Origin of the sequence: Ornithinibacillus sp. FSL M8-0202 (genome assembly GCF_037975285.1) — a bacterium.
Lineage (GTDB): Bacteria > Bacillota > Bacilli > Bacillales > Amphibacillaceae > Ornithinibacillus > Ornithinibacillus massiliensis.
This window is the reverse complement of the sequence record NZ_CP150248.1, coordinates 3,035,846-3,051,998: the sequence shown is the minus strand read 5'-3', so window position 1 is coordinate 3,051,998 and position 16,153 is coordinate 3,035,846. Positions and strand designations below refer to the sequence as shown.

General features: G+C 37.7%; 17 protein-coding genes. 3 read left to right on the top strand and 14 right to left on the bottom strand.

What is annotated here, in order from left to right; translation table 11 throughout:
• Window positions 1–20: 20 nt before the first annotated feature.
• The 6 genes from lgt to MKY78_RS15370 all read right to left on the bottom strand — a co-directional run bounded on the left by lgt (window position 21) and on the right by MKY78_RS15370 (window position 4,335).
• On the bottom strand, window positions 21–887 hold the full coding sequence (gene lgt, locus MKY78_RS15395; protein ID WP_339213923.1) for a prolipoprotein diacylglyceryl transferase: 867 nt from the start codon (window positions 885–887) through the stop codon (window positions 21–23).
• 4 nt (window positions 888–891) lie between these two features.
• Window positions 892–1,827, bottom strand: a complete 936-nt coding sequence (hprK, locus tag MKY78_RS15390; RefSeq protein WP_339213922.1) for an HPr(Ser) kinase/phosphatase — start codon at window positions 1,825–1,827, stop codon at window positions 892–894.
• Window positions 1,828–1,966: 139 nt separating this feature from the next.
• Window positions 1,967–2,326, bottom strand: a complete 360-nt coding sequence (locus MKY78_RS15385; protein WP_339213921.1) for a phage holin family protein — start codon at window positions 2,324–2,326, stop codon at window positions 1,967–1,969.
• Window positions 2,327–2,819: 493 nt separating this feature from the next.
• Window positions 2,820–2,981, bottom strand: a complete 162-nt coding sequence (locus tag MKY78_RS15380) for a hypothetical protein (RefSeq protein ID WP_339213919.1) — start codon at window positions 2,979–2,981, stop codon at window positions 2,820–2,822.
• Window positions 2,982–3,282: 301 nt separating this feature from the next.
• Window positions 3,283–3,954 (bottom strand): bacillithiol biosynthesis deacetylase BshB2, encoded by a 672-nt coding sequence (gene bshB2, locus MKY78_RS15375; RefSeq protein ID WP_339213918.1) that lies wholly within the window; start codon window positions 3,952–3,954, stop codon window positions 3,283–3,285.
• A gap of 27 nt (window positions 3,955–3,981) precedes the next feature.
• Window positions 3,982–4,335: a YojF family protein gene (locus MKY78_RS15370; RefSeq protein ID WP_339213916.1), complete on the bottom strand. Its 354-nt coding sequence runs from the start codon at window positions 4,333–4,335 to the stop codon at window positions 3,982–3,984.
• Window positions 4,336–4,571: 236 nt separating this feature from the next.
• On the opposite strand from MKY78_RS15370, the gene MKY78_RS15365 reads away from it, so the two are divergent.
• Window positions 4,572–5,144 carry a hypothetical protein gene (locus MKY78_RS15365; RefSeq protein WP_339213914.1) on the top strand — a complete coding sequence of 191 codons (573 nt, stop codon included), beginning with the start codon at window positions 4,572–4,574 and terminating at the stop codon, window positions 5,142–5,144.
• Entirely contained in the window at window positions 5,141–5,413 is a 273-nt protein-coding gene (locus MKY78_RS15360; protein WP_339213912.1) for a hypothetical protein, read from the top strand. Before MKY78_RS15365 ends, MKY78_RS15360 begins: the two co-directional genes overlap by 4 nt.
• A gap of 195 nt (window positions 5,414–5,608) precedes the next feature.
• Here the strand turns inward: MKY78_RS15360 and MKY78_RS15355 are convergent, their stop codons facing one another.
• From MKY78_RS15355 to MKY78_RS15330, 6 genes are all read right to left on the bottom strand, one after another.
• Window positions 5,609–6,019, bottom strand: a complete 411-nt coding sequence (locus MKY78_RS15355; protein WP_339213910.1) for a hypothetical protein — start codon at window positions 6,017–6,019, stop codon at window positions 5,609–5,611.
• Between the two features lie 208 nt (window positions 6,020–6,227).
• Complete coding sequence (uvrA, locus tag MKY78_RS15350; RefSeq protein WP_339213908.1) at window positions 6,228–9,104, bottom strand: excinuclease ABC subunit UvrA; 2,877 nt, start codon at window positions 9,102–9,104, stop codon at window positions 6,228–6,230.
• A gap of 7 nt (window positions 9,105–9,111) precedes the next feature.
• Window positions 9,112–11,097, bottom strand: coding sequence for an excinuclease ABC subunit UvrB (gene uvrB, locus MKY78_RS15345; RefSeq protein ID WP_339213906.1), 1,986 nt, complete (start codon window positions 11,095–11,097; stop codon window positions 9,112–9,114).
• Window positions 11,098–11,396: 299 nt separating this feature from the next.
• A complete protein-coding gene (locus tag MKY78_RS15340) occupies window positions 11,397–11,714 on the bottom strand; it encodes a hypothetical protein (RefSeq protein WP_339213904.1) in 318 nt (105 codons plus the stop codon).
• Window positions 11,711–11,917 (bottom strand): helix-turn-helix transcriptional regulator, encoded by a 207-nt coding sequence (locus MKY78_RS15335; RefSeq protein ID WP_339213902.1) that lies wholly within the window; start codon window positions 11,915–11,917, stop codon window positions 11,711–11,713. Before MKY78_RS15335 ends, MKY78_RS15340 begins: the two co-directional genes overlap by 4 nt.
• Window positions 11,918–12,051: 134 nt before the next feature.
• On the bottom strand, window positions 12,052–13,221 hold the full coding sequence (locus tag MKY78_RS15330; protein ID WP_339213900.1) for a glycosyltransferase: 1,170 nt from the start codon (window positions 13,219–13,221) through the stop codon (window positions 12,052–12,054).
• Window positions 13,222–13,250: 29 nt separating this feature from the next.
• Between MKY78_RS15330 and MKY78_RS15325 the strand changes: the two genes are divergently transcribed.
• Window positions 13,251–14,066, top strand: a complete 816-nt coding sequence (locus tag MKY78_RS15325; RefSeq protein WP_339213898.1) for a metallophosphoesterase — start codon at window positions 13,251–13,253, stop codon at window positions 14,064–14,066.
• Here MKY78_RS15325 and MKY78_RS15320 read toward each other — a convergent pair.
• Both MKY78_RS15320 and MKY78_RS15315 read right to left on the bottom strand, forming a co-directional pair.
• Entirely contained in the window at window positions 14,059–14,607 is a 549-nt protein-coding gene (locus MKY78_RS15320) for a hypothetical protein (RefSeq protein ID WP_339213897.1), read from the bottom strand. The genes MKY78_RS15325 and MKY78_RS15320 overlap by 8 nt on opposite strands.
• A 179-nt stretch (window positions 14,608–14,786) precedes the next feature.
• Entirely contained in the window at window positions 14,787–15,956 is a 1,170-nt protein-coding gene (locus tag MKY78_RS15315; protein WP_339213896.1) for a PDZ domain-containing protein, read from the bottom strand.
• Between the last annotated feature and the right edge of the window lie 197 nt (window positions 15,957–16,153).

Here is a 16,153-nt window from a genome sequence, read left to right as displayed (position 1 = left end):
CTTCCCTCTCTCCAAAGCTATTATTTTTTCTTCTTAGGATTCTTTTTCTTGCCTAGATTTTTCTTTGTTTCCACATCTTGATATCGCTCTTTAACCGTTTTATAGCGATAAATAATAAATACAATCGCACCAACAATTAATAACACAGAAAGGAACTGTGCTGTTCGTAGGTTACCTACAATATACAAGCTATCTGTACGCATTCCTTCGATGAAGAAGCGACCAACAGAATATGCTGCTAAATAGGTTAAGAATACGGTACCGCGGATAGGGTTTCGTCGACGTAACCACAGCAATAAAACAAGAACTACAATATTCCATAACGATTCGTATAGGAATGTCGGATAATAATAGGTCCCTCCGATACACATTTGATCCATAATAAAATCAGGTAGTAGCGAATAATGTGTATCGATTACATTTTGGCTCATGATTGGGCCGCCATGTGCCTCTTGGTTCATGAAATTTCCCCAACGTCCAATTGCTTGCCCTAAGATTAAGCTAGGTGCTGCAACATCTGCTAATTGCCAGAATGGAATTTTTTTCACACGAGCAAAAACGATTGCTGTTAATACGGCACCAATTAATGCTCCATGAATGGCAATTCCACCATCCCGAATTGCAAATATCTTCCACCATGGTTCCCCTACATAACGCTCCCACTCGAAGATTACATAATACATCCTTGCAAATAGAATGGAAATCGGTATTGCAAAAACTACTAAATCAACAAATAAGTCTTTCTTCAGTCCAATCCGATCCGCTTCCCTCATAGCAATATAGAGACCTAGAAAAGCCCCCGTTGCAATAATGACCCCATACCAATAAATTGGTAAAGAACCTAATTGAATGAAAACGCGATCGAGAAATGGTGCATCACAACTCATACGCTCACTCCTGTTCCTTCTCTTGTACAATCATTTTTGATAATCGTTCCGAAAACTCTTCAGCCGCATTCACACCCATACGCTTTAAGCGGAAGTTCATTGCTGCTACTTCAATAATAACCGCCAAGTTTCGTCCTGGACGAACGGGAATGGTTGCTTTCGGTAATTCCACATCCATTATTTTCATCTTTTCTTCGTCTAATCCTAATCTGTCATACTGCTTCTTCGGATCCCAAATTTCCAAGTTAATTATCAATGATATTTTCTTATTACTACGTACGGCACCTGCTCCAAATAACGTCATCACATTAATAATCCCAAGACCACGGATTTCTAATAAATGCTCAATTAACGGTGGTGAGTTACCAATGAGCGTATCATAATCCTCCTGGCGAATCTCGACACTATCATCCGCAACGAGACGATGTCCCCTTTTCACAAGCTCTAATGCGGTTTCACTTTTACCAACACCACTCTGGCCAGTAATGAGAACACCTACACCATAAATATCCACTAACACGCCATGAATTGCCGTAAACGGTGCAAATTTTGCCTCTAAGAAGTTTGTTAATCTACTGATAACCCTAGTTGTCTTCCTCGGAGAATGTAATATAGGAACACCGGAGTTATTTGCTGCATCAATCATTACCTGAGGAATAGTCATCCCTCTTGTAACCACAATACCAGGAGTAATATCCGTACAAATCTTCTGCATACGGTCCCGCTGTTCTTCTTGACTCAAATCAAGAAAATAAGTCATTTCTGTTTTTCCAATTAATTGAAGTCTTTCTTTCGGATAATACTTAAAATATCCCGTCATCTCAATGCCCGGACGAGAAATATCACTCGTTGTAATTTCCCTATGTATGCCCTCTTCTCCAGCGACTAACTCTAAATTGAAGTTTTCGAGCAAATCCTTCGTACGTACAATTGTTGTCATTTACTTTTCCTCCATCAGAAGTCCTAACTGCTTCTAATTGTAGCATATTTTCATATGTGGAAGGAAAAAAGATGTATCACCCAATAATTGAAACCCAAAGAAAAAACATCGGTATCACTCCGATGCTTTACATAATTTATTATGAAGTTAAAGTATCTTTTACTACTCTGTTAAGAAATAAATTGATAATGGAAAGAATAACAGCAGCTAAAAGCGCTGTACCAAATCCATCGATTACAAAAGAATCCCCCATCACACCTTGTGTAATCATCAATGTCAACGCATTAATAACAAACAAGAATAGCCCTAATGTTAAAATTGTAAAAGGTAACGTAAGTATGATTAAGATAGGCTTAACCACTACATTAAGCACTGCTAAAATTAACGCTGCTAACAAAGCAGTACCAAATCCCTCCAAATGGAAGGAATTAAACAACTGCGCAACCACAATTAAAGCAACAGCATTCAAAACTAAGGATAAAATTCCTCTCAAAAACAAAACATCCACCACCCTTCATATCCTCACCATTATTCTATTCTATATAAAAATCGCTTCTCTTTCTAGTAGTTGTCCTCTTTTATAGTTTATTAATGGAAGTGGGAAATATGAATGGAATTGTGGGGAGGGGGTGGTGGGGCTTATGGGATTTGGGGTTGGGGGGTGGGTGGATATTGCTGTGGGTTGGGGTCATTTAATTTTGGATTGGGCGCATTATTCTGTGGTTTGGGATCATGTGCTTTCGGGGTGGGCGCATCTTTCTGTGATTTGGGCTCATGTGCTTTCGGGGTGGGCGCATTTTTCTCGGACTTGGGCTCATGTTCTTTCGGGGTGGGCGCATTTTTCTCGGACTTGGGCTCATGTTCTTTCGGGGTGGGCGCATCTTTCTCCGACTTGGGCTCATGTACTTTCGGGGTGGGTGCATCTTTCTATGATTTGGGCGCATGTGCTTTCGGGGTGGGCGCATCTTCCCCTGGGTTGGGCTCATGTACTTTCAAGTTGGGCGCATTTTTCTCGGACTTGGGCTCATGTGCTTTCGGGGTGGGCGCATCTTTCTCGGACCTGGGTTCATTTGCTTTTGGATTGGGCGCATCTTCCCGTGGGTTGGGATCATGTACTTCAAGTTTGGGCGCATTTTTCTCGGACTTGGGCTCATGTTCTTTCGGGGTGGGTGCATCTTTCTATGATTTGGGCGCATGTGCTTTCGGGGTGGGCGCATCTTCCCCTGGGTTGGGATCATGTACTTTAAGTTTGGGCGCATCTTTCTCCGACTTGGGCTCATGTGCTTTCAAGTTGGGCGCATCTTCCACGGACTTGGGCTCATTTACTTTCGCGTTGGGCGCATCTCCCCAACATTTGGGCGCATATACTTTCAAGTCGGGCGCATCTCCCCAACATTCGAGCTCATGTACTTCGAATTAGACAAAAATCCCCTGCACCAATTGCAGGGGATTCTTTTAATATTTCCAAATATAAAAGGATTCAAAGCCTAGACGCTCTTTGGCTTGTTCTTTTAGATCGTCTGTCATGTCGTCTGATTGATTCCAGCTGCGAATAACGCCGCTAGCTTGGGATTGGTGGCAGAGAATTGCTTCCATTTTTTTATCAAAATTATTGCGTACATCATTGATAACATCTGGCTTTCCTAAGTCTTCTACATGTGTTCTTGTGATGGCCTGCGCCCAAACTGTTGGACGCTTTTCTGGATCCATTAACCGAACTGCTTCCACGGCAGCAGCACCTAGTGCATTGTGATCTGGGTGTACTGCATGATCTGGGTAATGGGTAATGACAAGTGTAGGTTCAATTTCTTCTAAAATCCCTTTTAGGTGCTGAGCTACTTCATTACGATCCTCGTACTCTAGGGTTTTATCTCGATAGCCAAGAAGACGTAATTCCATATCTAAAACTTTACAAGCTTCGGTAATTTCTTTTTTTCTAATCTCGGGAAGGGTTTCACGGTTAGCGAAAGTTGGATTTCCCATATTTCGTCCCATTTCACCTAAGGTACCACAAAGATAGGTTACTGGTACCCCTTGTTCACGAAAATTCATTATCGTCCCAGCTGCTCCGAATGATTCGTCATCTGGATGTGGATAGATAACAACAACATGTTTATGCTTTTCCATTTTGTTAAACCTTCTTTCTCCTACCATTTAGTAATGAAACGGTGTTTCACTAATTTGTAATGCAACCATTAGACGGCCTTCACGATCGTGGCCTGCCATTAACAGTTTTTCATCCTCGTGCATAGTCCACTCTGTTAGTCCCTCTGCATAAATCCAACCGATATCCATCTTCAAACCAGCACGATAGGATTTACCATCACCAACAATTTTGGCTTGATTAAAACGTACCTTTGTATTGCGAATATAAACACCAACATTATATGCTTTCTCATTAACATGACTAGCGTATGCGCCATTTGTTGTTTCTAAATGAATATAAACATCTTTTCCAACAAAGCTCTCAAGCTTTTCTTGGACTTTATCAAGCTCAATCGGTTTCATCAGTCTTCCTCCTTACATTTCTACTTTTTACATTACCGAAACGAACAAGTCTCGTCAAAACATAATGATTTAGGGACTAGGCAAAACTTTCCTATTTAAGGAAAGTTTTGTAATTTATTGCCTTAAATCTATGGCGAAACTTGTCAAATATCGTCGAACTCTCCCAATAATACAAGAATTAGTTAGTGATACAATAATTATGTAACATAATTCTATTAAATGAGGAGTGGTTTATTTTGAAAAAGAAAAAGAAAGTAGCGATTTTATCTAGTACCCTATTAGCAACAGTTTTAGTTACCTCACCTGTGTCCGCATCATCAACAACCTTAGAAGACAGTATTAAAGATTTTGATTATGAAACTGTAATAAACACCTATTATTCTAGCATTCCAGAGGAAGTTAAAAACATAAAAGGTGATACTAAAAAGGAGTTTAATAAAGAATTCTTAACAGATGAAGAAATCAATCAGATTACACCTGATATTATAAAATCTGTTTACAATAAAATTGAAGAAAACCCTAGATTTAACAGTTTTAATGATTTGGGGACTAACAAACTCGTTGCAGATTTATTTAGAGACGAAATTAAAAATTCCGAATCTGGAATTGGATTAAATTGGAGCCTTCCAGGTTACGACAATCTAACAGATGAAGAAAAAAAGCTTGCTAAAAGCCATCCTCTTGAATTCGCAAAATATGCCGACGCTGCATTATATGCAACATCTGTAGCTGAGGATTATTATGCGCCTAGCGAGTTGTATCAAGGAAATGGAGATGCATTTAGACTAGTTTTTGGGACGCTATTATGATAAAAAGGTTTAATGGTACACTTTCAGATAGAGTTGAGCGAGTTCATATATGGACAGACGCTCATGAGTCTGAATCATCAGGAGTAGATAAAGAGATGGATTTAATTAACAATGAAATTGGACGGTACTATGGTTATCTAAATTATACAAAGAGTAATCAATATATTATTGACGGTCTACGAGAAAATGTAAGAAATCGTGGACTAGTAAGAATTGTTAACGGTGAATTAGTGGCGACAAATGCCTGGAATGGTTGGGTTTGGGAATAAAGTAATCAACACTATAAGAAATAACTCTTTACAGCAATATAGGGACTTAGAAAGATACTAATTTTACAACTATATTATATATAGTATAGGGGAGAACACCATATTACTAAAGTCTAGTATATACTAGCCATAGTATTATGGTGTTCTCCTTTTTATCGACAATTGAAATCTTTACTACAATAAAGAAATTCTATTTTATCTTTCAATAATTATTAAATCATCAGACGGAGATAAATAATCCTTTTCCCCTATTGTTAAATTAACACCTTGATGTTCCACTTCAACATATTGGACCACCTTTTCTTCGTTCATAAAAACTAACAAATATATATCGTCTCTCATTCTGATATTACTTGAGTCATTAAATTTAACGCCCAAATATTTTTCTATTTCTTCTTCGGAACTATAGGGTGTAAAGAGGAATGCTTTTTCCCACTCAAAGTCAGTTAAAGATTTGAGGCTTATTTCATTATTACTTACATCCACTATGGTTGAATGGATAGATTCCCCTAATTCTGTATTTTCTTGTACATTACTACATCCAACTATTAACAGCGATAGAATTATAATACCAACAAATATTTTTTTGATAATTATTCTCTCCATTCAATAATTACAAATACCCTCATTATTTTTTATTTTTCTATATTTTCTTTTACATTCTAGCACATAGCTGAATTAATCTCCATCCGACTATTGTCATAACTTAAAGCTTACGAACAAATAATCCATGATGGTTTTAGTTCAAAAGTAATTCTAGTTCAGCGACCATAAAAAGGACGTCCCACCTTCATGAGACATCCTTCGCTTTTCGTTATTTTGCACTCATCTCTTCTTTAGCTTGTAATCCTTGTTCTTGCCTTTTCTTATCGCGCTCTAATACTGGCTTTAAATAGTTTCCAGTATAGGATGCTTTATGTTCGGCAATTTTTTCAGGAGTACCTGTTGCAATGATCTGACCGCCACCTGCACCGCCCTCAGGTCCGAGGTCAATTAAATAGTCGGCAGTTTTAATTACATCTAAGTTATGTTCAATGATCAGAACCGTATCACCATTATCAACTAAGCGCTGAAGTACTTTTAACAGTCTACTAATATCATCGACATGTAATCCGGTTGTTGGTTCGTCAAGAATGTACATCGTCTTACCATTGGAACGACGATGCAGCTCACTAGCCAGCTTCACCCGCTGTGCTTCCCCACCAGATAAGGTTGTAGCAGGCTGCCCAAGCCTTACATATCCTAGCCCAACATCGACAATGGTCTGAAGTTTACGCTTAATCTTTGGTATATTATTGAAAAATTCTAATGCTTCTTCAATCGTCATGTCTAATACTTCTGCGATGCTTTTTCCTTTATACTTTACCTCTAATGTTTCCCTGTTATAGCGACTGCCATGGCACACTTCACAAGGGACATATACATCTGGTAAAAAGTGCATTTCGATTTTGATGATTCCATCACCTTTACAAGCTTCGCAACGGCCACCCTTTACATTGAAGCTAAAACGCCCTTTTTTATAGCCACGGACTTTCGCCTCATTAGTAGAAGCATATACGTCACGGATATCATCAAATACTCCTGTGTAGGTTGCTGGATTAGATCTAGGTGTTCGGCCAATAGGTGATTGGTCGATATTGATTACTTTCTCTAAATGCTCTAATCCCTTCATTTCCTTATGCGCACCTGGTATTTGTTTACTGCGATTCAGTTCTCTCGATAATGATTTATAGACTATCTCATTAACAAGTGAGCTTTTTCCTGAACCGGAAACACCAGTGACGACATTGAATAGACCTATTGGAATTTTTACCGATACATTTTTCAGGTTATTTTCCTTCGCTCCTACTACTTCTATAAAACGTTTATCTGGCTTTCTTCTCGTAAGTGGTACAGGAATATACTTATTACCAGATAAATACTGTCCTGTTAACGATTTTTCGTTATTCATGACTTCTTCCGGTGTACCGCTAGCCACGATTTGTCCACCATGCTCACCAGCACCTGGACCAATATCGATTAACCAATCAGCTGCTAGCATCGTATCCTCGTCATGCTCTACAACTATCAACGAGTTATCTAAATCACGCATCCCTTTTAATGCCTCAATCAATTTATCATTATCTCGCTGGTGAAGCCCGATGGATGGTTCATCTAGAACATAAAGAACCCCCGTTAGAGCCGAGCCGATTTGGGTAGCAAGCCGAATACGTTGTGCCTCTCCACCAGATAACGTTCCAGCAGTACGGGATAATGTGAGATAATCTAGTCCGACATTATTCAAAAAGTCTAAACGATTATTAATTTCCTTAATTAGTAGCTTAGCAATCTGTTTTTCTTTCTCACTAAGCTCTAATTCTTGGAAGAAATTCATGGCATCTGTAATGGAAAAGTCTGTAACATTGCTAATATGCAATCCATTCACTTTAACCGCTAATGCCTCTTCTTTTAAACGATGCCCCTTACAAGTTGGACAATGCTTCTGAGCCATATACTTCTCTAGACTTTCACGAACATAATCAGAAGAAGATTCTTTATAGCGTCGTGCAATATTATGGATGACACCCTCAAATTCGATCAGCCCATTACGTGTATGACCAAAATCGCTCTTAAAGTAGAAATGAATCTTCTCTTTCCCACTTCCGTAAAGAATCTTATCCATCTGTTCTTTTGGAATATCTTTTACTGGTATATCCATATCAATATCAAAATGGTCACAAACACTTTTCAGAAGCTGTGGATAGTATTGGGAACTAACCGGCTCCCATGCAGCAATCGCATGTTCATTTAATGTTTTATTCCAATCCGGAATAACGAGATCCACATCGACCACAAGATTCGTACCAAGTCCATCACATGTCGGACAAGCTCCAAAAGGACTGTTGAAAGAGAATAACCTTGGTTCTAGCTCACCAATAGAAAAACCACAGATTGGACAAGCATGATTCTCACTAAAGATTAGCTCTTCTTCTCCCATGACATCAACTACTACTTTACCTTCTCCTAGATTCAATGCCGTCTCAAGCGAATCACTTAATCTTGTTTCGATACCTGGTTTCACGATGACACGATCGACTACGACTTCAATCGTATGCTTTTTATTTTTTTCTAGCTTAATATCCTCTGTAACCTCACGCATCTCTTTATCCACACGAATCCGAACAAAACCTTCTTTTTTCAGCTTTTCTAACACCTTAATATGTTCACCTTTTCTACCAGATACAACAGGCGCTAGGAGCTGCATTTTCGTTCTTTCTGGGTATTCCATAATACGGTCTACCATTTGTTGAACCGTTTGGGAAGAAATTTCGATACCATGATTTGGACAAACTGGACGTCCGATTCTTGCAAATAGCAATCGTAAATAATCATATACCTCTGTTACCGTCCCAACCGTTGATCGTGGATTTCTACTAGTCGTTTTTTGATCAATCGCAATGGCTGGAGATAATCCATCAATCGTGTCCACATCTGCCTTTTCCATTTGTCCTAAAAATTGACGAGCATACGCGGACAAAGACTCCACATAGCGTCTTTGCCCCTCCGCATAAATCGTATCAAAGGCTAGCGATGATTTACCGGAACCAGATAGACCCGTTACGACTACTAGCTTATTTTTAGGTATGGATATATCAACATTTTTCAAGTTGTGTGCCCTTGCACCTTTAATATCAATCGTTTTACTTGGCATTCATCGGTCATCCTTCCGCTTTAAGTTCAAATAGTATATCTCTTAATTCAGCAGCCTTTTCAAAATCAAGCGCTTTGGCAGCCTCGCGCATCTCTTTTTCCATACTTTCGATAACCTTTTCTCTTTCCTTCTTCGTTAATTTGGCTAGGCTCTTTGTCTTCGTTTCATAGCCTGCCTCCTCCTCCGAAGCTACTGTCGCCCTTATGACATCACGAACATCCTTTTTAATAGTTGTCGGTGTAATATGATGCTTCTTGTTGTATTCCATTTGGATTTTACGGCGTCGCTCTGTCTCATCGATTGCTTTTTGCATGGAATCCGTAATCTTATCCGCATACATGATTACTTGGCCATTTGCATTACGTGCAGCACGACCCATCGTTTGGATTAGGGAGCGCTCTGAGCGTAGGAAGCCTTCTTTATCCGCATCCAAAATAGCCACCAAGGAAACTTCTGGAATATCTAACCCTTCACGAAGTAAGTTAATTCCTACAAGCACATCATATTTACCTACGCGAAGATCACGAATTACTTCAATTCGTTCAAGGGTTTTTATTTCACTATGCAAATAAGCCACTTTAATACCAATTTCTTTCAGATAATCGGTTAGGTCCTCTGACATTTTCTTCGTTAAGGTCGTCACTAATACGCGTTCATTCTTTTCTGTACGAGTATTTATTTCTGCAATTAAGTCATCAATTTGTCCATCGATTGGCCGAACCTCGACTTTCGGATCTAATAAACCTGTAGGACGAATAATCTGCTCGGTCATCTTAGGAGTATGCTCTAATTCATAAGGACCCGGTGTCGCTGATACAAAGATAATTTGATTTACTTTTTTATCAAACTCCTCGAACTTCAATGGACGATTATCTAAAGCAGACGGCAAGCGAAATCCATGATCCACAAGGACTTGCTTTCTTGCTTGGTCACCGTTATACATACCACGAATTTGTGGTAAGGTGACATGGGATTCATCCACGACGACTAAGAAGTCTTTCGGAAAATAATCTAATAGCGTATATGGTGTGGCACCTGCTTCTCGTAAGGTTAGATGTCTTGAATAGTTCTCTATCCCAGAGCAAAAGCCCATCTCACGCATCATTTCTAAATCATAATTGGTTCGTTGTTCTAGTCGTTGTGCTTCTAAAAGCTTATTCTGTCCACGTAACTCTTCCAAACGCTCTTCCAATTCTTTCTCAATATTAGCAATCGCAAGCTTTAATTTTTCCTCACGAGTGACGAAGTGGGATGCTGGAAAAATGGCTACATGTTCACGGTCACCAATTATTTCACCGGTTAAAGCATCCACTTCACGAATTCGATCGATTTCATCACCGAAAAATTCAATTCGAATACAATGTTCTTCCCGTGAAGCGGGAATAATTTCAACAGAATCTCCACGTACACGGAACGTTCCACGCTGAAAATCAATATCATTGCGTGCATATTGTATATCGACTAAGTCTCTAAGTAATTGGTCACGGTCTTTTTCCATTCCCATACGAAGTGATAACACTTGTGCACTATATTCTTCTGGATTACCTAATCCATATATACAAGATACACTCGCCACTATTAACACATCATTTCGTTCAAAAAGGGCTGACGTTGCCGAGTGACGTAGTTTGTCAATTTCATCATTTATACTGGCATCTTTTTCAATAAATGTATCGGTGGAAGGGACATATGCCTCTGGTTGATAATAATCATAATAGCTTACAAAATACTCCACTGCATTATTCGGAAAAAACTCCTTAAACTCACTATATAATTGACCAGCCAATGTTTTATTATGCGCAATGACTAATGTTGGACGGTTAATTTCTTTTACCACATTGGATACGGTAAACGTCTTACCCGTACCTGTCGCTCCAAGCAATGTTTGATGGCGCTGCCCTGCAAGCACCTTCTCTACTAATTCTTTTATAGCATTTGGTTGGTCTCCCTTTGGCTCATATTTTGAAACCAGTTCAAACTTATTATGTTCCATTGTCTCCCTCCGTCCTTAACCTTATTTCAGTGTACCATATTCTACCACTATATGTTATCATAAAATGCGAACTAACATTCGTTTTTGCTCTATATACATACTACCTATTTTTCCCTAAGTATTCAAGAATTTAGACAGGGTGACATCGTATAATTGAAATATTCTATAAAAAAGCCGAACTACGCTAAGAAGTCATGAATTGAAATCTAAGTAGTTCGGGTTCTTTAAACATATGTAATTATTCGCTTCTGAATAGTGTTGTCACGGTGTATTGCATTAACTAATTCTTTAACTACATACTACGCACTCATTTTTCGATTATTGATAAATAGGAAAATAAAGTAGCTTACTACTAAAATAATTATATATAAAAGTTCCGGAAAAACAAAAGAAGCATCCGATAAGCGTTCATCGTGCAAATTGAATAAGTCCAAAAGAAAATTCGTTAGTAAAAATAACAGTATAGTAGTCCAGCTTTGCACAATAGACTTTTGTTTTATAGCCTTCTTTCTTTCATCATCATGAGGTCCTACAAAACTGTCTTTATTTCCTGTGAAAAACCCTATCATCACAATAAATACAATAGGAATTATGACTAACGTAACGATTAGTTTCATTCTGTATCCCTCCTATCACTTATAAATAATTCATCAACCTTAACCCCTAATACACTTGCTAAATCAAATGCCAATTGTAAGCTAGGATCATATTTGTCGTTTTCAATTGCATTAATGGTCTGCCTACTCACATTGCACAAGTCTGCAACCTTTCCTTGAGATAGATGCTTTTTTTCCCGAAATTCTTTAATTCGATTTTTCATCTTATTTTCACCTTCATATTCGACTGTGTGTCAAATAGTTTTTACATCCTTATTATAAAAACAGACGAAAGGGATGTCAAATATTCTTTACACCCTTTTCGTCTACCTAATAAAAGTATAGGAACGGCTAAACTCTATGCCTTACAAATAGTTAATAATATTTCAGACAACGAATTTCTTTCTACATATTCATGATATAAGTTTAGATTTTCCTCGTACATAAGTTGTCTTTCGTTATCCTGGAAAAATTCCTTCACTTGCGACTCGATACTTCTTTCGAATGGGTTTACTTGATTAACAATGCCTAATTGAGCTAATTCCATTTCATTTACTTTTTCTTGACCAGGTAAGGCATTACAAGTGAAAATTGGGATTCGCTTCATTAAGCATTCACTAATTGTTACCCCTCCAGGCTTGGTAATAACGGCGTCAACTTGATTATATAGCTCATTCATTCTCGCTTTGCTATCCACATAGCGAATGGGCTGGACATATGGATGGTTCCATTCTGAAAGATCTTGATATAGCTTTTCATTATGCCCACATAAAACCGTGTATTTTATTTCCGGATGACTAGGGATTAGTTTGTCCATTGATGCAATCCCTAAACTTCCGCCTGTAATTAATACATGGAGCTTCTGATTGCTTTTTTTCTGATACGGAATTCGGAAAACTGGATGTACCGGTATTCCGGTTACAAAAATCCTCTCCTCGTCTACACCTAAATCTAATAAAAATTTCTTGACCGTTATCGATGGAACGATATGATAATCAATACCACTAATCCCCCATACACGGTTAATAAAGAAGTCGGTATATACATTCACTGTAACTGCATGTAACTTTCCTTTTTGCTTTAAAACACTAGCAATATTGGAAGGAAGACAGTGTGTACAGAATAATATTCTTGGTTCTGTTTCTTTCATTAATTTCTTAAAAAACGCTATGAACATTGCTTCATATACACGCTGTCTAGATCGTTTCGTATGATTTTTTACAGCAAGTCTATTGTAGACCACATCATATGCTTTTGGGACCATTTTAATCCAATTTAAATACGTAGCAGAGACAAGTCGTTCCACTTTTCCAAAACTATACGATAATATATCCACCTTTTCACAGTTGATTGATTTCACAGCACGCTCCAATTCCTCTATCACTGCGTCAGCAACATGATGATGCCCAGTCGGAATTTGCATAAATGGTAGTAATAATGCTTGGCTCTTTGATTTCGTATCCAATATATTCACCCTATCATTCAAATGAATCCCTTGATTTACCAATGAATCTATTCGTATAGCCATGTTATAATCGTTTTCGGGGAGGAATTCATATGACATATATTATTTCTACACTATTGTTCATCATTATTGGCTTTCTCTTATATAAAGCAAACCTAAATACGAAAGATATTCAAATAAATAAAATACAAATCTCTACTAAACATCGAACAAATCATTCTAACTTATCCATCCTACACTTATCTGACCTTCACCTTGAAAATATCTCTATCACACCAAGTCAATTAGCTACCAAACTACAGCATGAGCAACCTGATATCATTGCACTAACTGGAGATTTTCTTGATAGAAAACGTACCCTACCCAAGTTAATACCATATCTTCAGGTTCTCCAAAAAATGAAGCCAAAACATGGCATCTACGCTGTACTTGGTAACCATGATTATGTCCTAAAAGGGCAGAATTTATTAGATTTAAAATCGATTCTTACACAATACGGTTGTATCGTTATGCAAAATAGCTCTAAAACAATAACGATAAACGGTCAAAAGATTAATATAATCGGCATTGATGATTACTCAACCAATCGAAGTGACCTAGAAGAATCCTATCGTCAGGTTAATGATGGTCTTAATATTGTCCTGACTCATGATCCAAACGTAGTTCTCGAAATGGATGATTATCCATTTGATTATTTATTAGCAGGTCATTTCCATGGTGGACAAATCCTTTATCCAAAAGCATACCACTTAGTAAAAATGGGAAAACTACCACGTTTAAATATGATAAAAGGATTGCATATCCATAATGACTCCCCTTTTTATATTAGTGAAGGATTAGGACAAACAGGTGTAAACATTCGGGTCGGCAGCCGCCCTGAAATCACCCTCCATGACGTTGCTATTTAACTTTAGACCCATATCTAGTAACTAGCTCATCCTTTGACATGAATAAGTACATGGGATATTCATGATTGGATGAGCTAGCCAAATAATTAATTGGAGTAAAGGTTATTTTTTTATACATTCTATATACTGGGTTATGGATAAACACATTATCGAAACCTAGTCGCTTTGTACCTTTATGTAAGGTAGTAATTCCTATTATTCCTTTTAACTCATCATAGCGCTTATGATGTTTTACATAGTCTGCCAAAAGCGGCATGGCTCGTTTGACTAGGTGGTAAATGTATACAGCACGCTTCGTGTCACTTTTTTCTGCATATAAATCATTCATGATTTTCACATTATGAAGATGAATCTTAATGAGCAGGTCATTTTTATTAATAATAGTACCGTCCTGTAATATCGTACGTCTTCCTTTATATCGAGTAAGTCGAACACGAAATACCGTTCGATTCTGTTCCTGATCCTTTACATAGCGCAATCTAGTAAAGGAATAATATAGCGGATCAAATACATTCCAGAACCCTAATAGATAGCTTTTCATCCATACAATTATCCTTCCTGTACATATTTTGCATTCTTAGTTTGGATGAAAATCAACAAAAATATTAGTACTACCTAGACTTTTTATCTATTCTCTTCACACAAAAAAGCACCCTATAGGTAGACTTTTTTTAATGTCTACTTATAGAGTACTTTTCACTATGGATACGGTCTTCTATATTATTTTGTCCGATATGGCTCTCCTGCAAATAGTAACCCTAATTCATGGTGATCGCCTTCATACATGGCACTTTGAATAAAACGAACCTCACCATTGTGATCAAGTAATTCCACCTTAAAGAAAGAGCCTGTCTGCTGTAATGCTTCATAGAGATCATCTTCACTTTGGATTCGATTACCATTTACTTTCATTACGGTCTCGCCAATTAGAATTTGTAAACGATCAGCTGGTGAGCCCGGGATAATACCGAGAACTTTTAAGCCATCGTTCGTATGATTGAAATAAGAGCTTTTCGCATTATCTTTTGAGCGATGTCGGTAGTTAAGAATTTCTCTACCAATGATTGCTACGACAACAGCAACAATCGTTAGCCACGGTAAGAAGATACTACCGATTGCAATAGCTAGTACAACTACAGCTAATGCTAATAGCTGTAAGGCAATCTGGTTCGCTGTCTTATATGGCAAACTACCTCGCACTACAAATTCAAAGCCTAAAACAACTGGTATAAGGACTAACGCATAATTCTCCCCACCGATAGACAGAAATGGCCAATAGGGTGCAAATGGTTCGATAAGTCCAGCTGGTACTAAAGTAAAAAACGGGATTATGGAAAACTTCTTAATTACATGCTTACCAATCCAACTACCCCGAGCTCCCTTTTCTAATCCAGGATATGTCTCATAGATCTTTATTCTACTTAGGAAATGTGCTTCTACAAATAAAAATAATGCTAATAAAATGGCAATGACAGAATAATTAACCTCCCCTAAGCTAGGAATAAACGTAACGTTATCCGCTACTAAAGGAAATAACATTAAGACAAAAAAGGTAATCCCAAAGGTGTAACTTGGGGAAAGGAAAGAAAAACGTAATGTAAGACTTAATAGAATCGTAACGATACTTAGGATAATAAGCACTTCATATGTAACTACCATACCAATTGCTATCGTTACGACTGAATAAAATAATCCAATAAAAACCGAAAACCCAATCGTTCCCTTCCACTCCGAGAAGATATCGAATACCTTCGTTCCAAAATCTCTTCTTTCCTGCTTGATTCTTCTTATGCCTACTAACGTAATCAATACAATAGACCAATATAAAAGTGGATTGAGAAAGACTTTTCCAATTCCTTTACCAAATTCTAATAACCAATCCTGAAACATTTGTGTTCACCTTCCCAATCTACAGTTCCTGTTAATAAGTTAATTATAACCTTATATATTCGTCATTTGTCGATTCTTTTCCTGCTTTTACCGTATAATTTTTACAAGAACGTATGGAAAACATAATGATGTAAAATAAGACAAGACTAGGACACACGTTTAGAAGGTATAACAAAACCGAATGATTAGCACAAACC